We start from the raw sequence: 22822 nt of genomic DNA on the forward strand, positions 1-22822 counted from the left end.
TTGAAATAAGATATATTATTTATCCGTTATTATTAAAATTTAAATATTGTTTCTATGATTTTTGAGCTAAATAAAAAGTTTTTTTCAAATGTTGTTTTTGTGTTAGCAATGGGTTTATTAATTTACTCTCCTACAAGAATTTGGTTATTAAGGCAAGTTGCTTTTTCACCATCTGTTGAAAATGTTAAGGATAGAGTCTCTATTAAAAATTATGATTGGCAATTACAAGGATTGAATACTGAAAATATTAATTTTTCAGAAGTAAAAGGAAAAGTAGTTTTTGTTAATTTTTGGGCAACTTGGTGTCCACCTTGTAAAGCAGAATTGCCGATGATACAAAAATTATATAACGATTATAAAGATAAAGTTATTTTTATATTTGTTACAAATGAAAATTGGGGAAAAGTTTCTGATTTTTTTAATAAAAATAACTATAATTTACCTGTTTATAATTCAATTTCAACTCCACCAAATCAATTCTTAAAAACAAATAGTATACCATCAAGTTTTTTAGTAGATAAAAATGGTAGTATTTTAATTGAAAAAGTTGGTGCTGCTGACTGGAATAGTGATAAAACTAGAAATATTATAAACGAAATCCTAAAAAACTGATTGAATTTAGTTTTTTAGGATTTAAAGGTGTGGAAGTAGAGCGTCTTAATTAATTTACTATTCATAATTTTAGTAATCATATCTTCTATAAGTACTCCATTGTAAACGTTTTGTGTTTGTAAAATTACCAAATACTACCTTTTTTTTGTTTTCCTGTAAGTTTAAATTTAAAGTTGTCATTTTATATAGATTTTAATGGTTTTTTATTAAATGACGCCTTTGTAACAATTTTGTTACTCTATTATGTATAACAAGGTACTATATTAACAAATAATTAACAATATATTACTGAAAACTAGGTGGTTTCAGTTACAATTTCATTTAAACAGTCATTAATAATTGTACAACCATTTATAATCTCATTTTCTGTAATTGTTAAAGGAGGAGTTATTCTAATGGCTTTTCCTTCAAATAATAACCAAAATAGGAGTAGACCCTTTTCTAGGCTTCTTAAAATTACTTTAGAGGCTATTTCACTAGATTCAACTATTGCAGCTAACATTAAACCTTTTCCTCTTATTTCTGTGATTAAAGGATGAATTAAATGTTTTCTAAATAACTGTTCTTTTTTTAAAGTTAATTCCATTAAGTTGGAATTAAGTAGCTCGCTTAGAGTTGCAACAGCAGCAGCGGTAATTACTGGATGCCCACCAAATGTAGTAATATGGCCTAATTTGGGGTTTTCTCTTAGAGAAGCCATCATATTATAAGAAGCAATAAAGGCCCCAATAGGCATACCACCTCCTAATCCTTTTCCAGTAACAATGATATCAGGAATTACATTATAGTTTTCAAACCCAAATACTTTTCCTGTTCTACCAACTCCTGATTGAATCTCATCTAGAATTAGCAATGCACCAACTTTTTCACATTGCTTTTTCACCTTTTGTAAATAATTATTTTCAGGAACAATAAATCCAGCACCACCTTGTATAGTTTCTAAAATAACTGCAGCAGTTTTGGTTGTGATTTTAGCTAAATCAACTTCATTATTAAATGATATAAATTTAATGCCTGGAATTAGTGGTCTAAATGCACTATTTTTAATTTCTGCACCACAAACACTCATAGATCCCTGTGTATTGCCATGATAGCCGTTTTTAGCTGCAATTATTTCATAACGGCCAGTATATCGTTTTGCTAATTTTATAGCGCCTTCAGAAGCTTCTGTTCCAGAATTGGTAACGTAAACTGTTTCTAAGGATTTAGGTAAATTTTGAGCCAATAATTTTGATAACTCAACTTGTGGTTTTTGAATAAACTCTCCATAAACCATTACATGAGTATAATTATCTACCTGATCTTTTATAGCTTGCGAAATAGCGGGATGATTATGACCTAAGGTATTTGCGGAAACTCCAGCTATAAAATCTAAATATTTTTTGCCGTTAATATCATAAACATAATTACCTACCGCTTTTAAAATTTCAATAGCTAAAGGATTTGAGGATGTTTGTGCTTGATATTTAAAGAAATCTTTTTTCAATTATAATTTACTCTTTATTTTAGGTTTTAGTTTATCTGAAATAAAAATAGCTTCTTTAGTAATTGGTCGTTCATCTTCTCTCCAAATAAAACCTTTTAATAATTTTTCTTCTTTTGGTAATTTTGATGGAGGATACGTTTTCCCTTCTGGTTTTACATTAAAATCTACCGTATTAATTTGGTTGTTTTCTAAAGTGATAAAAATATTTTTACTACTTTGCATTTTTGAAATTCCAACTAGTTTTTGATGCTCATCTCTAATATAAAAAATAACTTCACTATTACCAATAGCATCTAACGAAGATAATTTGTTATTAAAGAATTTACCATACATGTTTCGTGCTTTTAATTGACTAAAACCAGCCGAATCTTTTTGAATCATAAAAGCATTTCCGAGTATTTTTAAGGAATCTAACTGTTCTGTTTTAGAGTTTGAAATTAAATGAATAGTGTCTCCAACAATTTCATTTCCCTGAGCCCATAAAACAGGATTAACTAATAGCTTTGTAACTCCTGTTTTTTCATTCGTAATTAGAGAATCACATTTACCTTGCAAATCTGTTTTAAAAAATTTTACATTTCTAAAAGCTCTGACTATTCTATCATCTACTTTGCCAGTAACCATAATAGTATCACTATGCATAAATAAAGAATCTTTTTCAACGGCTGATATTGCGAGTGCTTTTTTAGTTATAAATACAGAATCTTTCAATTTAAAATATTCTGCATAATTCCCTTTAATTATAGATTTGTTAATGGTATCTGTAACTTTTATGTGATTTGTAGCAGAAGCAAATTCAAGATTTCCATTGTAATATAAACTATCGCCTTCAATAGTTCTGTCTTTATAAAATATTTTTGAGTTTTTTACAAAGGTGGAAATATCTGTTTTAGAATTGTAAGTTCCTCTTTCAGTATAAATAGAATCTTTAACTCCTTTAATTGTTGAAGGCCCAAATAGTTCAGCAATACCAGATGACGTGTAATATTCTAGATGATTGGTTTTTAAATCGCTGTCTTTATTAGTTACAGTAACATTATTAAATGCTTGAAATTTATTAGTTTCAAGATAGTAATTTCCTATTTTACTTTTTAATACATTGGTTGAATCAATAATAGTACCGCTACACTTATAATATAATTTTTGTTGGTTTCTATCAAATTGAAGAGTATCTGTTTTTAAAGTCATTAATTCATCTTTTAAAACAACATTTCCCCATGAAGTAGCTATTTTTTTTATACCATCATAATCCGTGTATTTACTATGCTGTATAATTGTATCTCCTTGATTTACAATAACGTTACCCATTGCTTTTATCAATTTTTTATCTTGATAAATATAAGCCTTGTCACATCTAAGTGTTGCTCCTTCATGTTCTACAAAAACATTTCCCATGGAAATAGTTGCACCTGGAAATTCAGGTTTAACAAAAGTGTTGTCAGCTCTAAGAATTTTAATTTTTTTTGACTGAGAAAAACCAAAAGTAGCTAATAACAAAAAACTTAATAAAAGTAATTTTTTCAAACTCTAATTTATTTTGTACAAAACTAACAAAAAAGTGAGTAGCAAATTAGGAAATTAAACTAAAATAAAAATAGCATCATAACAAGGTAAGTAAGCATAAATAATCTCTTAACCAAAATAGAATTCTTTAAGTAACTTGTTATGACGCTTAATTTGTACTCTTTAAATTATCTCATTATTGTTTGCTTTCTGTCTGGACCAACAGAAACAATTTTTACTGGAACTTCAACAAAGTTTTCAATAAATTTAATATACGATTTAAGTTGTATTGGTAATGTGTCAAAATCTGTTATTGAAGTTAAATCTTCATTCCAGCATTCAAATTCAGTAAAAATAGGAGTAACATTATGTGCTTCAATATTGTAAGGTAAATGTGTAATTTCTTTTCCTTTGTAATTGTATGAAGTACAAGCTTTAATTTTATCAAAACCTGATAAAACATCTGCTTTCATCATCATTAATTGTGTTGCTCCATTAATTTGTACAGCGTATTTTAACGCTACTAAATCTAACCATCCACATCTTCTTGGTCTACCAGTAGTAGCACCAAACTCATTTCCAACTTTAGCCATTTTTGCACCATCTTCATCAAATAATTCAGTAGGAAATGGTCCAGAACCAACTCTTGTGGTATATGCTTTGAAAATACCAAACACTTCACCAATTTTACCTGGAGCTACTCCTAAACCTGTACAAGCTCCTGCAGCTGTAGTATTTGATGAAGTTACAAATGGATAGGTTCCAAAATCAATATCTAATAAAGAGCCTTGTGCTCCTTCAGCAAGGATAGATTGATTATTTTTTAAAGCGGAATTAATAAATTCTTCACTATCAATAAAAGGTATTGTTTTTAAAACTTTAATTGCTTCGTAAAATTCTGTTTCTAATTCTTCCAAATCAAATTGAACATCTACATCAAAAAAATCTAACATTTTTAAATGTTTAGCGGCTAATGCTTTGTATTTTTCTTTCCAGTCAGAAAGTTCTAAGTCACCAACTCGCATACCATTTCTACCAGTTTTATCCATGTAAGTTGGTCCAATTCCTTTTAATGTTGAGCCAATTTTAGCTTTTCCTTTTGAAGCTTCACTTACTGCATCTAATAAACGATGTGTAGGTAATATTAAATGTGCTTTTCTTGAGATAAATAATTTTGAAGGTATATCTAAATTAAATTTAGCTAAATCTTCTATTTCTTTTTTAAATATTACAGGATCTATAACTACACCGTTTCCAACAATATTTTTAGCTTTTTTATGAAAAATACCTGAAGGAATGGTGTGCAATACGTGTTTGTGACCGTCAAACATTAATGTATGACCAGCATTTGGACCGCCCTGAAATCGTGCAATTAAATCATAATTAGCGGTAAGGACATCTACAATTTTACCTTTACCTTCGTCTCCCCATTGTAGTCCTAGTAATAAATTTACATTCATTTAAATATAGATTAGTTGTTTATATTGTTTTTTGTTGCGTAAAAATAAAGTGAGTGGTTATGAATTTTTATATCAAAAGTATCTTCAATTGTTTTTTTGATAGTTTGAACTCGTGGATCACAGAATTCAATAACTTCTCCTGTATCAGTTAAAATAACATGATCGTGTTGTTTATCAAAATAGCATTTTTCATAATAAGCTTGGTTTTTACCAAATTGATGTTTTCTAACAAGACCAGAATCTAAAAGTAATTCAATAGTATTGTACAAGGTTGCTCTACTAACTCTGTAGTTTTTATTTTTCATTTGAATGTAAAGAGATTCTATATCAAAATGAACTTCCAAATCGTAGATTTCTTGTAAAATAGCAAACCGTTCTGGAGTTTTTCTATGTTTATTAGCTTCTAAAAAGTTAATGAACACGTTTTTTACGATCGTTTGATTTTCTTTATTCATATAATTAATTTTAAGCTTATTGCTATTTTTACAAAGTTACTTTTAATTTTTTAATTTAATTTGAGTTAATTAGGTAGTTTTCAACTTTACATTGTTAATAGTTATAATTTGTAAATTCGGTCAACCTTATCAATTCCTTCAATCTTTTTTATACTATCGCTTAATTTCTGTAATTGTGTTTTATTTTTAACGCTTAATAGTATTTTTCCTTCAAAAATACCATCGTTTCCTGAGATATTTAAGCTATGAATATTAACATTCATATTGTTAGATATTACTTGAGTAATTTCGTTTACCATACCTACGTGATCTATACCGTGAATTTTTAAAATGGCTTTAAATTCTTGTTTTGTAGAATCAATCCATTTTGCTGGGATAATTCTATACGCATAATTAGAACGTAAACTTACTGCATTTGGACAATCGGTTTTATGAATTTTTATACCATCATTAATTGTAATAAATCCAAAAACTTTATCTCCAGGAATTGGGTTGCAGCAAGGTGCTTTTTTATAATCTAGTTGTTCTTCATCTTTACCAAATACTAAAGAATCGTATTTTTCAGTTACTTCATCTTTATTAATTAACTCAGTATTTGGATTACGCTTTATTCTATTTTTGAAAAAATTGACAATTGTATTATTTCTTTTAGCAGCAAATTCTTTTAATTGTTTATTATCAATAGATCCATTTCCAATTCTAAAAAATAAATCTTTGCTTGTGTTTAATTTGAAATAACTTACTAGTTCATTAACAACTTTCTCTGTTAGATTTATCTTTATATGTTTTAATTTTCGAATTAAAATTTCTTTTCCTTCTTGAGCAATTAGTTTTTCATCTTCTCTTAATGCGTTTTTAATACGAGTTCTTGCGCGTGCAGTTACTACAAAATCTAACCAACCAAAGCTTGGTTTTTGATTTTTTGAAGTAATAATTTCTACCTGATCGCCACTATTTAGCACATGGCTTATAGGTTTTAATTTTCCGTTTATTTTAGCTCCTCTACAACTCATACCAACTTGGGTGTGAATTGCAAATGCAAAATCTAGTGCTGTTGCATTTTTAGGTAGTGCTTTTAAATCACCATTTGGAGTGAAGACAAAAATTTCTTTGGCATATAAATTTAGCTTGAAATCTTCAACAAAATCTATTGCATTTCCGTTAGGATTTTCTAAGGAATCTTTAATACGATTTAGCCAATCATCTAATCCACTTTCTCGTTCATTTTGATTTTTATATCTATAATGTGCTGCGTAGCCTTTTTCAGCAATTTCATCCATTCGAGCAGAACGTATTTGAACTTCTACCCATTTACCTTGTGGTCCCATTACAGTAATATGCAAGGATTCGTAACCAGTAGATTTAGGTTGACTTATCCAATCTCGTAATCTACTTGGGTTTGGTCTAAAATGATCTGTAACAATAGAATATATTTTCCAAGCATCAAATTTTTCATCTTTTAAAGTAGATTCATAAATAATTCTAATAGCAAATTTATCATAAACCTCATCGTAGGAAACCCCTTGAGTTAGCATTTTTTTACGAATGGAGTAAATTGATTTTCGTCTTCCTTTTATTATATATTTAAAACCTTCTTTATCTAAGGATTTTTTAATGAAATTAGAAAACGATTCTATATACTTATCTTGTTCGTCTTTACTTTGAGTGATTTTTTGTTTAATATCATCATAAACATCTGGCTCAGTATATTTAAGCCCTAAATTTTCTAATTCGGTTTTAATATTATATAGTCCTAATCGATGGGCTAATGGAGCATAAATATATAAGGTTTCAGAAGATATTTTTAGCTGTTTATGTACTGGCATTGCATCCATCGTTTTCATATTATGCAAACGATCTGCAATTTTAATCAGAATAACTCGAACATCATCATTTAAAGTGAGTAGCATTTTCCTGAAATTCTCTGCTTGTAAAGAAGTGTCATTATCTTTATTTAAATGAGATATTTTAGTAAGTCCGTTTACAATTCTACCAACAGTTTCTCCAAACAATCGTTCAATATCTTCTAAAGTATACTCAGTGTCTTCAACAACATCATGCAGCAAAGCCGAAATAATGGATGTTGTACCTAGACCAATTTCGTATGCTACAATTTTTGCAACTGCAATTGGATGAAAAATATAAGGTTCGCCTGTTTTTCTTCGCTGATTTTTATGTGCTTCAACAGCAATTTCAAATGCTTTTCGAATTTCTTTTTTATCTGTTGCAGTAAATGATTGATAAGCACCTTTAAGCAAATCTTTATATCGCTTGGTAATTTCTTTGTTTTCCTCTTCTGTGCTTAAGTTGTAGGTCATAGATTAAAATTACTATTTTAAAATTTAATAGGCAATGACTAAAATTATTTTTTTAAATTCTGAATTCTTTGTAATAAAGTTGGATGAGAATAATGAATTTTAACGTATAAATTATCAGGAGTTAAATTGCTTAAGCTATTTTTTGATAATTTTTTTAAAGCGGATATTAATGCTGCTGAATTATAATTATTTTTTGCATAATCATCTGCTTGATACTCAAACTTTCTAGATAACATATTCATAAAATAATTAGTTATTTCAGAAATTGGACTATATAAAATTGCAAATGAAATTAAGCCAATATGAAAGCTGTTTGTTGTAACTCCTAAGGCTTGAGATAATGTTGAATTTCCAACTAATAGCGATAGAATATATAAGGTGAATCCCATTAATAAAATCGCTAAAATCATATTATAAATAATATGTTTGTTTTTGTAGTGACCAACTTCATGCGCTAAAACAGCTACAATTTCATCGGTAGTTAAATCTTTAATTAAAGTATCGTACAAAGTAATACGTTTTTGACTTCCAAATCCAGAAAAATACGCATTTGATTTAGAAGAACGTTTTGAACCATCAATTACATAAATATTTTGAATTTTAAATCCTATTTTATCTGCAAACTGTTCTATAGCATTTTTTAATTCGCCTTCTTCTAAAGGTGTTTGTTTGTTAAAAATAGGAACAATTAATTTAGAATAAAAAAGATTTAATAAGACACTAAATCCACTAATTAAAATCCAAGTATACCACCAAAAATTATTAGTAGTTAATTTATAAAATAACGTGATAAGGGCTAAAATTCCTCCTCCAATTATAATTAGCATAAGCCAACTTTTAATTTTATCAAAAATAAATGTTTTTAAGGTGGTTTTATTAAAGCCAAATTTTTCTTCAATAACAAAAGTTTTATAACAGGAAAAAGGTATGTTTATAATATCACTGGCAAAAAATATAGTTCCAAAGAAAATTAACGCTATTATAATTTCATTTCTCGAAAAATTTCTGGCAAAGGAATCTACTATTTTAAATCCATCAACCATAAAAAAAAGTATAGTAATGATAAGAGAAAATGTGCTTGTAATTAAAGAAAATTTATGGTTTACTTTCTTATAATTTTGCGATTTTAAATATTCATCTTCAGAATAAATATCATTTAACTCTTTTGGAGTAGCATCGTTAAAATGAGCTGCATTTTTAGAGTTTAAAAATGTGTCAAATAAATATTTAGCCATAATAATGGCTATTAATATATAAAATAGAGTAGTAGGATTCATAGGGTTATTTTAAATTTCGTTGTCTAATAGCCTCAAAAATAATTATTGCTGCACTAACAGAAACATTCATAGAGTCTATAACTCCTTTCATTGGAATGATTATATTTTTTGTAGTTTTTTGTAGCCATTCATTGGTTAATCCGGTTGCTTCTGTGCCTACAATTATTGCACAAGGTTTTGTATAATTTATAGTTTGATATTCTACTGAAGCGGTTAATGCAGCTCCGTACATTTCAATATTATTAGCGGTTAAATACTGAATAATTTCTTGCGTAGTACCTGTAGCTATTTGAGTTGTAAAAACACAACCTATACTAGACCGAATGATATTTGGATTATACATATCGGTTTTTGGATTTGCGATAAAAACAGCATCAATTCCCGCTGCATCTGCAGTTCTTAATAAAGCACCAATATTTCCTGGTTTTTCAGGTGCTTCAGCAACTAAAATTAAAGGATTTTCATGCTTAAATTTTATGTTGTTTATGGTATGATTTTTTCCTTCAGTTAAAGCTAAAATTCCTTCAGTAGAATCTCTTAACGCTAATTTTTTATAGACTTCGTTCGAAATTTCAATAATTTCTATAGAATAATTAATGGTTTTTTGTAATTCTTCAATTTTTGACATTGAAATAACTGAGGTATCAATTATTAATTTTTCAATAGAATAATTACCCTTAATAGCTAAAGAAATTTCTCGTAATCCTTCAATTAAAAAGCGATTTGTTTTTTTACGAAGTTTTGACTTTTCCTTAAGCTGAATAAGTTCTTTTATAAACTTATTTTGTAAACTACTAATGTGTTTATGCATAATGCAAAAATATGTTTAATAACTATAAATTATGCGATTTATAATAATTAATTAACAAGAATACCATTTTATTATACTCTTTAATACCGTCTTTTTGTTTGTTAGCTTTTAAAAAGGAATTGTAAAAACCTTTAAAGTATTTTTCGCTCCAGTTTTGATACGATTTCCAAAAATCCTGATTCTGTTGTATATCTTTCAAAATTCCGTTGTTGATAGATTTTTTGAGCGTTTTATATTCGGATGGATTTTTTTTGTAAATTTCAAATAAACAGTATTTAAGTGCCATAACGTATCCTGCATATTTAAAATAATAATCTTTTGAATTAATTGCAGCTAAATAACCTACAAAATTTGCTCCGCTTTCTGAAGCAATTCCTATTTGATGCGCCATTTCGTGACAAACGGTTGCTGGATAATCATTTTTTGGAATTAAATAATTTACTTGAGCTTCATTAGTAAATGGATTTAAATATCCTGCAAATCCCATATAAGTTAACGGTACACTAAATAAAGAACTTTTAACTGAAAAGTGATTATATTTAAGAGTTGGGTTTTGAACTTCTAATTGTTTATAAGCATCAAAAGCCATACTTCTAAGTTGCTTTTTTGTACTTGGATTAGCTATTACAATAGTATCATTTTTAGCAATTTGGTAGTGAATATTATTAGTTTTGTTAATTAACTTTTTAGTAAAAACAATTAATTCGTTAGTAGAGTATGGAGAATTTGAAATACCAAGAACTGAAGTTAATGGTTCTCTTAAATAATTTAGTCCCCAGTTAAAATTAAAGAAGAAAACAACAACTGAAAAAATTCCAACAGCTTTAAAAAAAGTAGGTTTTAATTGAACTTTTCTATATTTAATTAGCTTATATACAGTTATAATTAATAAAATAATTACTGCAAAATAAAAAATATCACCAACAGAAAAAGGAATCCAACCTAATAAAACTCTAAGTATAGTTGAAATAATTTTATATAATCCGTTGGTATAATACAACTCAATTAACTTTGGGTGCATTGCTAATAATTGAATAAAAGCCCATTGTAAAATTAAAATGACAGCTAATATTTTATAAACTTTTGTTTTTTTCATGTTCCAAAAATATAAAAATTAAAAGTAGAGTAGCTATTTAATTAGTTATTAACAAAAAAGTGAGTTGTAAACAAAATATGTGTACAAAATAATTATTTAGATGTGTATTTTAAAGGATTAAAAATTACATTTGCTTAAGTTTAAAATTGTGAGAAATTTAAAGATTGTTATTTAATATCTTAATTTAATTTTTTATTTTTAACCCATAAGAAGTAGTTATGCATATTTCTTATAATTAATTGATTTATAAATAAATAAACTATTTTTTTGTGAAAAACATTCAACCTATATCTTCTAAAAAAATTAAAAAGAACGTAGTAATAAACCTTGAAAAAGGCAAATTGCCACCTCAAGCAATTGATTTAGAAGAAGCTGTTTTAGGAGCAATGATGATTGACAAAAAAGGAGTAGACGATGTTATTGACATTTTACATTCCGATGTTTTTTACAAAGAAGCTCATCAATTAATTTATGATGCGATTTATACTTTATTTCAAAATACAGAGCCAATTGATTTACGAACCGTTTCTAATCAGTTAAGGCAATCTGGTAATTTAGATGTAGTTGGAGGCGATTTTTATTTAATAAATTTAACACAAAAAGTATCTTCATCAGCACATATTGAGTTTCATGCTCGTATTATTCTTCAAAAATATATTCAGCGTAAATTAATTTCTATTTCATCTGAAATTATTGAAGAGGCATATGACGAAACAGTAGATGTTTTTGATTTATTGGACGATGCAGAATCTAAATTATTTGAAGTAACTCAAGGAAATTTAAAAAAGAGTTCAGAAGTTGCGGAAGGCTTAGTAAAACAGGCAATCGATAAAATTCAGGAAATCTCCAATCAATCTGGAATGAGCGGTATTGCAACTGGATTTACACGTTTAGATGAATTAACTTCAGGTTGGCAACCATCCGATTTAGTTATTATAGCAGCAAGGCCAGGTATGGGTAAAACAGCCTTTGTAATGTCCATGGCAAAAAATATGGCTATTGATTTTGATACGCCTGTTGCAATATTTTCTTTGGAAATGTCATCAGTTCAGTTAATTACTAGGATGATTTCTAGTGAAACAGGAATATCATCAGGTAAATTAAGAAAAGGTAATTTAGAACCTCACGAATGGGAACAACTTAATGTAAAAGTTAAAAATTTATCAAAAGCACCTATTTTTATTGATGATACACCATCATTATCTATTTTTGATTTAAGAGCAAAAGCCAGACGTTTAGCATCACAACACGGAATTAAATTAATAATTATTGATTATTTACAATTAATGACTGCTGGTTCAGCACAAAAAGGTGGAGGAAATAGAGAACAAGAAATATCTACAATATCTCGAAACTTAAAAGCATTAGCCAAAGAATTAGGAATTCCTGTAATTGCTTTATCACAACTTTCTCGTGCTGTGGAAACTAGAGGAGGAAGTAAGCGACCTTTATTATCTGATTTACGTGAATCTGGAGCTATTGAGCAAGATGCAGATATAGTTTCCTTTATTTACAGACCAGAATATTATGGAAATACCGAATGGGATGATGAAGAAAGAACTCCTTGTGAGGGCCAAGCAGAATTTATTGTGGCAAAACATAGAAATGGAGGTTTAGATAATATCAAACTGAAATTTACAGGTCATTTAGCTCAGTTTAGTAACTTAGATGAAGATAGTGGTTTTGAATTTCAATCTAAAATGAATGCACCTACTGCAGAAGAAGCTTTTGGAACTACAAAAAAAGAGGAAGATGAAGATTTTCCATTTTAACCAAAATTTCACCTTTTGAAACTCAAAAAAATAATTTTGTTTTTTTTCATGGTTGTTTTATCCAATACCATGTTTGCATCTTTCATATTAATTCCGATGGATGCAGTTACACAAAAAAATCACCTAAAAGCTTATGGAATAACTTATTGGTCAATTCAACATGGTCATAAAGCAAAATGGTTATTAAATTACGAAGGTGGCTCATTTTTGTTAGAGGATACAAAAGAAACTCGAAATGAATGTGTAATTAGAGGTGTTACATTTGAAATAATTTCGGATGTAGAGGCTGCAAATATTTTAAAAGAAATTAGTAGTCCATCAAAAAATACAGATGCAGTTGTGCTTGAAAAAGCTCCAAAAATTGCTGTATATTCTCCAAAAGATAAAATGCCTTGGGATGATGCCGTTACTCTTGTTTTAACGTATGCAGAAATTCCTTTTGATGTAATATATGATGAGGATGTATTAAATGATAAACTTTTACAATATGAGTGGTTGCACTTACATCATGAAGATTTTACAGGTCAATATGGAAAATTTTATGGAGCTTACAGAAATGCTCCTTGGTATATAGAACAAAAGAAAAATGCAGAGGAATTAGCCAAAAAACTAGGATTTAATAAAGTTTCGAAAGAAAAACTAGCTGTAGTTAAAAAAATTAGAGATTTTGTAATTGGAGGAGGATTTATGTTTGCAATGTGCTCTGCAACAGATAGTTTTGATATTGCCTTGGCAGCTCAAAACACAGATATTTGCGAAAGTATGTTTGATGGAGATCCAACAGAATTAAATTATCAAGATAAATTAGATTTTAATACAACTTTTGCTTTTCAGAATTTTAAATTAGAAAGAAATCCTTTAGTATATGAATTTTCTTCTATAGATATGACGAATAAAAGAAAAATAAAACGTACTTCCGATTATTTCACCTTACAAGAATATTCAGCAAAATGGGATCCAATTCCAACTATGTTATGTCAAGATCATACGCAATATATTAAAGGATTTATGGGGCAAACTACAGCTTTTGATAAAAATACTATAAAGCCAAACATATTAGTTATGGGGAAAAATATGAATAATGGAGAAGCTCGTTATATTCATGGCGTTATAGGAAAAGGAATGTTTACTTTTTACGGAGGGCATGATCCTGAGGATTATCAGCATAGAGTTGGAGATTTAAAAACTGAACTCGATTTACATCCTAATTCACCAGGCTATAGGTTAATATTAAATAATGTATTGTTTCCTGCAGCTAAAAAGAAAAAGCAAAAAACCTAAACAAACGCGTTTTAAATTTATTTTCTATTTTTTCTTGCCTCACCATTTTAAAACAGTATTTTTGTTGCTTTAAATTAAATTTTAATTAAATGTCAACAACACAACAATTAAAAGAATTTACCCAACAGGTCCGTAGAGATATTGTTAGAATGGTACATGCGGTTCAATCTGGACATCCAGGAGGTTCTCTAGGATGTGCGGAATTTTTAACCGTTTTATATCAAAAAGAATTAAAATATTCTACTGATTTTACTATGGATGGGAAAAATGAAGATTTATTCTTTTTGTCTAACGGACACATTTCTCCTGTATATTATAGTGTTTTAGCCAGAAGTGGTTTTTTCCCTGTGAAAGAATTAGCATCTTTCAGAAAATTAGGAACACGATTACAAGGTCATCCAACAACTCACGAAGGGTTACCAGGTGTTAGAATTGCATCAGGTTCATTAGGACAAGGAATGAGTGTTGCTATAGGTGCAGCTCAAGCAAAAAAGTTAAATGGAGATGATAGATTGGTATATTCATTACACGGAGATGGAGAATTAGATGAAGGTCAAATTTGGGAAGCTGCAATGTATGCTGCAGGTAAAAAAATAGATAATTATATTGCTACTGTTGATTATAATCAAAAACAAATTGATGGAGCAACAAATGATGTAATGCCTTTAGGTGATTTAAAAGCTAAATTTGAAGCTTTTGGTTGGATAGTATTAGAAGTAAAAAAAGGAAATGATGTTGAAGCTATAATTGCTGGTTTAGATGAAGCAAAATCTAAAACAGGAAAAGGAAAACCAGTATGTATATTATTATATACTGAAATGGGAAATGGAGTAGATTTTATGATGAATACACATGCTTGGCATGGAAAACCACCAAGTGATGCTCAGCTAGAAAGTGCTTTACAACAAAATCCAGAAACTTTAGGAGATTATTAAAAATACAATCCTGCATTTATTAGCAGGATTTTTTTTGTGATATAATTAAGTTTATCCAATTGAATTTTTGTAATAATACTTTTATATTTACGTCTGTTCAAAAAAATAATATTTAAATGAAAATAGGTATAGTTTGTTATCCAACTTTTGGAGGTAGTGGAGTAGTAGCAACAGAATTAGGAATGGCTTTAGCTGAAAAAGGTCACGAAGTACATTTTATAACCTATAAACAGCCTGTTCGTTTAGATTTTATTTCTAATAATATTCATTTTCACGAAGTATTTGTTGAAGAATATCCATTATTTCATTTTCAACCTTATGAATTAGCACTTTCTACAAAAATAGTAGAAGAAGTAGAGAAACATGCTATAGAAATATTACACGTACATTATGCTATTCCACACGCATATGCGGCTTATATGGCCAAGCAAATGCTATTAGAAAAAGGTATTGAAATTAAAGTAGTTACTACATTACACGGAACAGATATTACGCTTGTAGGAAGTCATCCTAATTATAAAGCAGCAGTTGAATTTAGTATAAATAATTCGGATGTAGTTACTACCGTATCGGAAAGTTTAAAGCAGGATACTTTGCGTTTATTTTCTATTAGAAAACCAATTCATGTAATTTATAATTTTATCGACTTTACAAAATATCCGGATATTGTTTCTCCTGAATGTCAAAGAAATGCTATTGCTAATGAAAATGAGCGTATTATAATTCACATAAGTAATTTACGCCCAGTAAAAAGAGCAGAAGATGTAATAACATCTTTTTATAAAATTCAAAAAGAAATACCTGCTAAATTATTATTGGTTGGAGAAGGTCCTGACAGAGAAAAAATAGGAAAACTTACAAAGGAATTAAAAGTTGAAAAAAATGTTCTGTTTTTAGGAAACAGTACAGAAGTTAATAAATTACTTTGCTACTCCGATTTAATTATTTTACCATCTGAAACTGAGAGTTTTGGATTAGTAGCTTTAGAAGCTATGGCTGCTAAAACTCCTGTAATTTCTACAAATACTGGAGGCTTACCTGAAGTTAATATACAAGGAATAACAGGCTTTTTAAGCAATGTTGGTGATACAGACGAAATGGCTAAAAACGCTATAAGCATTTTAAAAGATGAAGCTGTGCTAAAACAGTTTAAGCAAAACGCATTTGAACAAGCAAAAAAGTTTAGCCTTGATCAAATTTTACCTGCATACTTAAAGGTTTATAAAGAAGTGTTAGCCGATTGTTGTTAAATTATATAATAATTAAACGCATCAATTAAAAACGAATTTTCTACCGTGCAATTTAATTCACAATTTTCAAAAGAATTTAAAAGAACGAAGTTTACATTTCCATTGATATTCTTTTTATCGTGAATCAGTAAATCAATGATAGCATTAAAATCAGTGGAGGAAATTTCAACCTTTCCAAATAAATCTTGTATTTTATTTTTTACTTCTTCTACTAAATTTAAGGGGAAATTAAATTTTATGTGAGATAAATACAATTCCATAACCATGCCAACAGCGATTGCTTCTCCGTGAGTTAAAGTCACCTTATCTTTTGACTCTAAAAAATAAGACTCAATTGCATGTCCTAATGTATGTCCAAAATTCAGTATTTTTCGTAAACCATTCTCTTTAGGATCTTCAGAAACTACTTCATTTTTAATTGCTATAGATATATAAATTAACGGAGTTATATTACTTACTGTTAATGATTTAAATGTTTTTATTTCATTCCATAATTGAATATCGTAAGTAAGCCCATATTTAATTATTTCAGCTAAACCAGAAAGTAATTCTCTAGGCGATAAAGTTTCTAAATAATTGGAATCAATTAAAACCATTTCTGGGTTTGAAAATAAACCTATTTGATTTTTTAAAACACCTAAATCTACTCCTGTTTTTCCTCCTACAGACGCATCTACCATACTCAATAAAGTGGTAGGAATATTTATAAATGGAATACCTCTTTTAAAGGTAGAGGCAGTAAATCCTCCCATATCAGTAATAACTCCTCCTCCTAAGTTTACAAGTAAACTTTTTCTATCTGCACCTAAATCCGTTAATTTTTTCCAAAGAAAATTACAAGTTTCTAAATTTTTAAACGATTCACCAGATGGTATTTCAATTATTTCAAATGGATACTGTTTTGAAAGTTTAGTTACAAAATTATCATAGCAATAATTACGGGTATTTTCATCTACTAAAATAAAGCATTTAGAAGGCTTAAAATCTTCTAAAAATTCTTCAAATTTTAAATATCCTGAGTTTGAAAAGTGTACAAAATAATTATTTGATAAAATAGATGTCATTTATGTGATTTTTTTTGCAAAATAAGGATAAAAATCATAAAATATTAAATCTCTCGTGAGTATCTTTGCAAAAAGATATACAACATGGAAAATATATTTAATAACACCGAAGTAGCATTTGCTCTAAAGTCTGATTCAGAACTAGATAGAGCTTTTTATCTATTTGAAATGATAAAAAGAGAGCCTTTAGTTAAAATTGGCACAGTACTTACCAAATTTGCACTTAAAACACACCTTCCTGTTGAAGGTTTAATTCGTTCTACAGTATTTGATCATTTTTGTGGTGGAGTAACCGAAGAAGATTGTATGCCTGTAATTGATAAAATGTACACCAAAAATGTCCATTCTGTATTGGATTATTCTGCTGAAGGAAAAGAAGATGAAGTTCAGTTTGATTTTGCTATGCAAAAAACATTAAACACAATTAAATTTGGTAAAGAAAAAGATAGTTTGCCTTTTGCGGTATTTAAACCAACAGGTTTAGGACGTTTTGATTTGTATCAAAAAATAACAGAAGGTAAACCTTTAGATGCACATGAAGAGTTAGAATGGAAAAGAATTGTAGAAAGATATGATACAATAAGTAAGGCAGCTTACGATGCTGATATACCATTATTAATTGATGCAGAAGAAACTTGGATGCAAACTGCTGCAGACGATTTAATAGAAGATATGATGCGTAAATACAACACCAAAAAAGTAGTAGTATTTGGTACTTTACAATTGTATCGTTGGGATCGGTTAGATTATTTGAAAGAATTACATAAAAGAGCAAAAAAAGATGGCTTTCAAATAGGAATGAAGTTAGTTAGAGGCGCTTATATGGAAAAAGAAAGAGAACGCGCTGAAAAATTTGGTTATAAAGATCCAATATGTGTAAATAAAGCAGCTACAGATAAAATGTATAATGATGTTTTAACTTATATGGTTGAAAACATTAATGAAATGGCTATATTTGAAGGAACTCATAATGAGGAAAGTTCTTATTTATTAATGGAATTAATTGATAAACATAAGTTAGAAAAAAATGATGAACGTATTTGGTTTGGTCAATTATTTGGGATGAGTGACCATATAAGTTATAATTTAGCTGAGTTAGGTTATAATGTTGCTAAATATCTTCCTTTTGGTCCTGTAAAAGACGTAATGCCTTATTTAATTAGACGTGCAGAAGAAAATACTTCTGTTGCCGGACAAACCAATAGAGAATTAGAACTATTAAAAGCGGAAAGACTTAGAAGAAAAATGTAAATAAATAATTTATATTAATATTAAAAAGAGCTGATTAAATCAGCTCTTTTTTAATTCAACTTTTTTTCTTTGGACTAGTTAATTTAATTACTACAATAATTAAAATTAAAAAAACTAAAAACATAAATGTAGACGCAATTATCCCCCAATTCAAGTTAGATAAAGCAATAGCACTAAAAATATTCATAATATTAGGTGTTTTTATTCAAATTTATAAAAAATATTTAAAAAATATTCTTTGTGCCTTTTATTTAAATAAACCAAATAAAACAACTACTTTTGCAACTTCTTAAAAATCAGAACATGAAATCTATTAGAAATATAGCAATTATTGCGCACGTTGACCACGGAAAAACTACTTTGGTGGATAAAATTATTGATCAAGCACAAATTTTAGATGAACGAAAACACCATACAGAGTTATTACTTGATAGCAATGATTTAGAACGTGAACGAGGAATTACTATTCTTTCTAAAAATGTTTCTGTAAATTACAAAGGTGTAAAAATTAATATTATTGACACTCCTGGCCATGCCGATTTTGGAGGAGAAGTAGAGCGAGTTTTAAAAATGGCTGATGGTGTTTTACTTTTAGTAGATGCCTTTGAAGGTCCAATGCCTCAAACACGTTTTGTATTAGGTAAAGCCTTAGAACTAGGATTAACGCCAATAGTTGTTGTAAACAAAGTAGATAAACCAAACTGTACACCCGATTTAGTACATGAAAAAGTATTCGATTTAATGTTTGCTTTAGATGCTACAGAAGATCAATTACACTTTGAAACTATTTATGGTTCAGCAAAACAAGGTTGGATGAATACTGATTGGAACAAACCTACTGATAATATTATTCCATTATTAGATGCTATTATCAAACACATTCCTGAAGCACCTTATTTTGAAGGAACTCCTCAAATGCAAATAACTTCTTTAGATTTTTCTTCTTTTGTAGGAAGAATTGCAATAGGGAGAGTTTTTAGAGGAGATTTAGCAGTTGGAAAAGATTATATGTTATGCAAAGCAGATGGTGTTACCAAAAAGGTTAGAATTAAAGAATTACACACTTTTGAAGGTTTAGGGAAAAACAAAGTAGAATCTGTGAGAAGTGGAGATATTTGTGCAATTACAGGTTTGGAAGGATTTGATATTGGAGATACAATAGCAGATATAGAGAATCCAGAACCATTGCCTCGTATTAAAGTAGATCAACCAACCATGAGTATGTTGTTCACTATTAATAATTCACCATTTTATGGTAACGAAGGTAAATTTGTTACTTCTCGCCATTTAAGAGATAGACTATATAAAGAAACAGAGAAAAATCTTGCTTTACGTGTAGAAAACACAGATACAGAAGATAAATTTATTGTATTTGGACGTGGAATATTACATTTATCAGTTTTAATTGAAACTATGCGTAGGGAAGGCTATGAAATGCAAGTTGGTAGACCTCAAGTTATAATTAAAAATATTGATGGTGTTAAATCAGAACCTTATGAAACATTAGTTATTGATGTTCCTGAAGAATCTGCAAGTAAAGCCATTAATTTAGTTTCTTTAAGAAAAGGAGATTTATTAGTAATGGAACCAAAAGGAGATTTTCAACATTTAGAGTTTGATATTCCATCAAGAGGTTTAATTGGTTTACGAAATAAAGTGTTAAATGCCACAGCTGGTGAAGCAATTATGAATCATAGGTTAAGAGGATTTGATGCTTATAAAGGGGAAATTAGTACTTCTGTAAATGGAGCCATAGTTTCTTCTGAAACTGGTAAAGCTACAGCATACGCTATAGATAAATTACAGGATAGAGGTAAATTTTTTATAGAACCTAACCAAGATATTTATAAAGGTCAAGTTGTTGGAGAATTTAATAAACAAGAAGATTTGGCTGTAAATCTAATTAAAGGTAAAAAACTTACAAACGTAAGAAAATCTGGAACGGATGACAGTGTTAAAATAGCCCCTAAAATTGATTTTTCATTGGAAGAGTGTATGGAATACATTAAAGATGATGAATATTTAGAAGTTACTCCGAAAAGTTTACGTATGCGTAAAATAAGTTTTAAATAGTGTAATTAGCTTAAAATCAATCTTTAGTAATATTTTATTTTTTGGTTGCTCCTTAAATTTAGAATAAATAAAAAACATACTAAACTTTTTCAAAGTTTGTAGGTCTAATTTATTATTCTAAAAAAATTAAAAGCATGCATACCTTAAAAAAAATCACCTTATTAATTACAACTGTTATAATAGCAGCTTCATGTGAAACAGATGAAAACAAAGCTTCAGATGAGTATCTTTTAAATAGTACTTATTATCAAACCAATGATATTTTAACCTCTGATGAAGAAAACGATTTGTTATTTTCACGTGAAGAAGAAAAATTAGCTAGAGATGTTTATATAAATTCATATAATAAATATGGTTTAAGCATTTTTAATAATATTTCTTCTAGTGAACAAAAACATATGGATAGCGTTCTAAAAGCTTTAATAAATTATGGTTTAGAAGATCCTGCATCAGCTACTATTGGAGTTTTTAGTAATCAAACGCTTCAAAATTTATATAATGAATTAGTTGAAAAAAGTAATACTTCACTAACAGATGCTTTAATTGTTGGTTGTTTTATTGAAGATTTAGATATTAAAGACTTAGACGACTTAATATCGCGAACGGATGAGAATATGATAATAAATACTTACGAAAGTTTAAAATGTGGTTCAAGAAACCACTTGAGAAGCTTTATAAATCAATTAGATTCTATTAATGTTAATTATGAACCTCAATATATTTCTTTGGAAGATTTTAATGCTATAATAAATAGCGATTTAGAACACTGCGGAAATAATTAATATAAGTTTTTAAAGAAACGCTTTGCTAACATGTAAAGCGTTTCTTTTTGTAAAGTAATCTAAATATTGCTTTAATGACAATGTTGCTTGTGTCCATGTCCACAATTACAACCAGAAGATTCATGAGATACAGGAGCTACAGCTTCTAAGGTTCCTTTTATTAGTTTATCAATTGCCATATCAGGATCGGTTTCTTCAATTTTATAACAAGCAACATTATGTTTAGCTAATTTTTGAATAGCACCATTACCAATTCCTCTGGTTAATAATATATCAACATCATATAAAACGGAAGTCGTATTTACATCATGCAATACATTATGTAAAATTTCTTCTTTTTTTAATTCTAATAATTTTTTATCTGTTATTACATTATTTTTAATAGTATACACTAAAAAATTCCTACATTTTCCAGCATGTTCAAATATTGTCTTTCTATTTTGAGCAGTAATTGCAACTAGTGTTTTCATAATTTTAAATTTTTAAACAAAATTAGTAGATAGGAGCAAGGTATACTGCAACCATTGTTACGATTTTAAGTAATAATTATTGCATTTAATACCTCAAAACAAGGGTGTTAAAGCAGAGTTATTAACAATTTTCATATAAGTTCAAAAAAATATTTTAATTTTTTATGGAGGTATAAAAATAAATTGGAGTACAATGCCATAATTTTATCATAATATTATATAAATATCTGTAATACAGTATTATATAAACATATTTATCTTGATAATTGATTTGTATTTTTAGAATAATAACATCACAATTTCATTAAATTATGCTAAATATTTCATAAAAAAATAGAAGTTTTTAACAAATAAATTTGGTTAATAAAATAATTGTATATACATTTGATGTCTATACAATAGTAGTATAGATAATTGTTGTCCCCCCGAAGTTGAATAAAAATGATAAAAAGGATGAGTTAAACTTACCTGATTATACAATTAATAATCTATTAATTACAGGTAACTGGATGAATGAAATATTTTCAGAGCATCTAAAACAATATGCCTTATCAATTCAACAATATCAAGTTTTACGTTCTTTGAGAGATTTAAATGGTGAGCCTACAGACCTTTTAACATTGCAAGCAGGTATGGTTAGTAAGAATAGCAATACAACACGATTAGTTGAAAAACTAAGGTTAAAAGGATTAATATCAAGAATCCAAAATGAAGAGAATAGGAGGAAAGTGGATATTAGAATTACGGATGAAGGCTTAAATTTATTAGCTGAGATTGACATTACTCAAACAAATTTTGAGAAATCTACAGTTTCAAATTTAAACACTAATGAATTAAAAACTCTCAACACATTATTGAATAAAATAAGGAATAAATAAATCAACCCCAAACCTTAGTTCATAGTGCAAGTGTTTATCACCCCATAA

19 protein-coding genes are annotated in these 22822 nt (G+C 28.4%); 9 read left to right on the forward strand and 10 right to left on the reverse strand.

The window, feature by feature from the left end; all coding sequences use genetic code 11:
• The first annotated feature begins 54 nt into the window (after positions 1-54).
• Positions 55-612 carry a TlpA family protein disulfide reductase gene (locus tag R3342_RS00645; protein ID WP_318937641.1) on the forward strand — a complete coding sequence of 186 codons (558 nt, stop codon included), beginning with the start codon at positions 55-57 and terminating at the stop codon, positions 610-612.
• A 295-nt stretch (positions 613-907) separates the two neighbouring features.
• On the opposite strand, the gene R3342_RS00650 is transcribed toward R3342_RS00645, so the two are convergent.
• From R3342_RS00650 to R3342_RS00685, 8 genes are all read right to left on the reverse strand, one after another.
• Positions 908-2098, reverse strand: coding sequence for an aspartate aminotransferase family protein (locus tag R3342_RS00650; RefSeq protein ID WP_318937643.1), 1191 nt, complete (start codon positions 2096-2098; stop codon positions 908-910).
• Complete coding sequence (locus tag R3342_RS00655) at positions 2099-3622, reverse strand: OstA-like protein (protein ID WP_318937644.1); 1524 nt, start codon at positions 3620-3622, stop codon at positions 2099-2101. It abuts the gene before it with no gap.
• 167 nt (positions 3623-3789) lie between these two features.
• Positions 3790-5061, reverse strand: coding sequence for an adenylosuccinate synthase (locus R3342_RS00660; protein WP_318937645.1), 1272 nt, complete (start codon positions 5059-5061; stop codon positions 3790-3792).
• An 11-nt stretch (positions 5062-5072) separates the two neighbouring features.
• Entirely contained in the window at positions 5073-5516 is a 444-nt protein-coding gene (locus R3342_RS00665; protein ID WP_318937646.1) for a transcriptional repressor, read from the reverse strand.
• Positions 5517-5617: 101 nt separating this feature from the next.
• A complete protein-coding gene (locus R3342_RS00670; RefSeq protein WP_318937647.1) occupies positions 5618-7834 on the reverse strand; it encodes a RelA/SpoT family protein in 2217 nt (738 codons plus the stop codon).
• A gap of 44 nt (positions 7835-7878) precedes the next feature.
• On the reverse strand, positions 7879-9111 hold the full coding sequence (locus R3342_RS00675; RefSeq protein WP_318937649.1) for a M48 family metallopeptidase: 1233 nt from the start codon (positions 9109-9111) through the stop codon (positions 7879-7881).
• 4 nt (positions 9112-9115) lie between these two features.
• Positions 9116-9922, reverse strand: coding sequence for an RNA methyltransferase (locus R3342_RS00680; protein WP_318937651.1), 807 nt, complete (start codon positions 9920-9922; stop codon positions 9116-9118).
• Positions 9923-9944: 22 nt separating this feature from the next.
• A complete protein-coding gene (locus R3342_RS00685) occupies positions 9945-11018 on the reverse strand; it encodes a DUF3810 domain-containing protein (RefSeq protein ID WP_318937652.1) in 1074 nt (357 codons plus the stop codon).
• Positions 11019-11287: 269 nt separating this feature from the next.
• Here R3342_RS00685 and dnaB point away from each other — a divergent pair, with 269 nt between their 5' ends.
• The 4 genes from dnaB to bshA all read left to right on the forward strand — a co-directional run bounded on the left by dnaB (position 11288) and on the right by bshA (position 16256).
• Positions 11288-12790 (forward strand): replicative DNA helicase, encoded by a 1503-nt coding sequence (dnaB, locus tag R3342_RS00690; RefSeq protein WP_318937654.1) that lies wholly within the window; start codon positions 11288-11290, stop codon positions 12788-12790.
• Between the two features lie 48 nt (positions 12791-12838).
• A complete protein-coding gene (locus R3342_RS00695) occupies positions 12839-14071 on the forward strand; it encodes an asparagine synthetase B (protein ID WP_318938159.1) in 1233 nt (410 codons plus the stop codon).
• 89 nt (positions 14072-14160) lie between these two features.
• The gene (locus R3342_RS00700) at positions 14161-15006 is read left to right on the forward strand and encodes a transketolase (RefSeq protein WP_318937656.1); all 846 of its coding nucleotides are present in this window, start codon (positions 14161-14163) and stop codon (positions 15004-15006) included.
• Between the two features lie 116 nt (positions 15007-15122).
• A complete protein-coding gene (gene bshA / locus R3342_RS00705; RefSeq protein ID WP_318937658.1) occupies positions 15123-16256 on the forward strand; it encodes an N-acetyl-alpha-D-glucosaminyl L-malate synthase BshA in 1134 nt (377 codons plus the stop codon).
• Here bshA and aroB read toward each other — a convergent pair.
• A complete protein-coding gene (gene aroB, locus R3342_RS00710) occupies positions 16253-17320 on the reverse strand; it encodes a 3-dehydroquinate synthase (RefSeq protein ID WP_318937659.1) in 1068 nt (355 codons plus the stop codon). The two genes, bshA and aroB, sit on opposite strands and share 4 nt — an antisense overlap.
• 84 nt (positions 17321-17404) lie before the next feature.
• On the opposite strand from aroB, the gene R3342_RS00715 reads away from it, so the two are divergent.
• From R3342_RS00715 to R3342_RS00725, 3 genes are all read left to right on the forward strand, one after another.
• Positions 17405-18571 carry a proline dehydrogenase family protein gene (locus R3342_RS00715; protein WP_318937661.1) on the forward strand — a complete coding sequence of 389 codons (1167 nt, stop codon included), beginning with the start codon at positions 17405-17407 and terminating at the stop codon, positions 18569-18571.
• Between the two features lie 303 nt (positions 18572-18874).
• Positions 18875-20644 carry a translational GTPase TypA gene (gene typA, locus R3342_RS00720; RefSeq protein ID WP_318937662.1) on the forward strand — a complete coding sequence of 590 codons (1770 nt, stop codon included), beginning with the start codon at positions 18875-18877 and terminating at the stop codon, positions 20642-20644.
• Positions 20645-20778: 134 nt separating this feature from the next.
• The gene (locus R3342_RS00725) at positions 20779-21426 is read left to right on the forward strand and encodes a DUF2202 domain-containing protein (protein ID WP_318937664.1); all 648 of its coding nucleotides are present in this window, start codon (positions 20779-20781) and stop codon (positions 21424-21426) included.
• A gap of 71 nt (positions 21427-21497) precedes the next feature.
• On the opposite strand, the gene R3342_RS00730 is transcribed toward R3342_RS00725, so the two are convergent.
• Positions 21498-21896, reverse strand: coding sequence for a NifB/NifX family molybdenum-iron cluster-binding protein (locus R3342_RS00730; protein WP_318937666.1), 399 nt, complete (start codon positions 21894-21896; stop codon positions 21498-21500).
• 431 nt (positions 21897-22327) lie between these two features.
• Between R3342_RS00730 and R3342_RS00735 the strand changes: the two genes are divergently transcribed.
• Positions 22328-22774: a MarR family winged helix-turn-helix transcriptional regulator gene (locus tag R3342_RS00735; protein ID WP_318937667.1), complete on the forward strand. Its 447-nt coding sequence runs from the start codon at positions 22328-22330 to the stop codon at positions 22772-22774.
• The last annotated feature ends 48 nt before the right edge of the window (positions 22775-22822 follow it).

Origin of the sequence: Lutibacter sp. (genome assembly GCF_033723435.1) — a bacterium.
GTDB lineage: Bacteria > Bacteroidota > Bacteroidia > Flavobacteriales > Flavobacteriaceae > Lutibacter.

Bases quoted from the DNA above. Each gene is read 5' to 3' on its own strand.
- typA (WP_318937662.1), top strand. From the start codon at position 18,875: ATGAAATCTATTAGAAATATAGCAATTATTGCGCACGTTGACCACGGA.
- R3342_RS00685 (WP_318937652.1), bottom strand. From the start codon at position 11,018: ATGAAAAAAACAAAAGTTTATAAAATATTAGCTGTCATTTTAATTTTA.
- R3342_RS00715 (WP_318937661.1), top strand. From the start codon at position 17,405: ATGGAAAATATATTTAATAACACCGAAGTAGCATTTGCTCTAAAGTCT.
- aroB (WP_318937659.1), bottom strand. From the start codon at position 17,320: ATGACATCTATTTTATCAAATAATTATTTTGTACACTTTTCAAACTCA.
- R3342_RS00645 (WP_318937641.1), top strand. From the start codon at position 55: ATGATTTTTGAGCTAAATAAAAAGTTTTTTTCAAATGTTGTTTTTGTG.
- R3342_RS00695 (WP_318938159.1), top strand. From the start codon at position 12,839: ATGGTTGTTTTATCCAATACCATGTTTGCATCTTTCATATTAATTCCG.
- R3342_RS00730 (WP_318937666.1), bottom strand. From the start codon at position 21,896: ATGAAAACACTAGTTGCAATTACTGCTCAAAATAGAAAGACAATATTT.
- R3342_RS00675 (WP_318937649.1), bottom strand. From the start codon at position 9,111: ATGAATCCTACTACTCTATTTTATATATTAATAGCCATTATTATGGCT.
- R3342_RS00670 (WP_318937647.1), bottom strand. From the start codon at position 7,834: ATGACCTACAACTTAAGCACAGAAGAGGAAAACAAAGAAATTACCAAG.
- bshA (WP_318937658.1), top strand. From the start codon at position 15,123: ATGAAAATAGGTATAGTTTGTTATCCAACTTTTGGAGGTAGTGGAGTA.
- R3342_RS00660 (WP_318937645.1), bottom strand. From the start codon at position 5,061: ATGAATGTAAATTTATTACTAGGACTACAATGGGGAGACGAAGGTAAA.
- R3342_RS00700 (WP_318937656.1), top strand. From the start codon at position 14,161: ATGTCAACAACACAACAATTAAAAGAATTTACCCAACAGGTCCGTAGA.
- R3342_RS00725 (WP_318937664.1), top strand. From the start codon at position 20,779: ATGCATACCTTAAAAAAAATCACCTTATTAATTACAACTGTTATAATA.
- R3342_RS00680 (WP_318937651.1), bottom strand. From the start codon at position 9,922: ATGCATAAACACATTAGTAGTTTACAAAATAAGTTTATAAAAGAACTT.
- R3342_RS00665 (WP_318937646.1), bottom strand. From the start codon at position 5,516: ATGAATAAAGAAAATCAAACGATCGTAAAAAACGTGTTCATTAACTTT.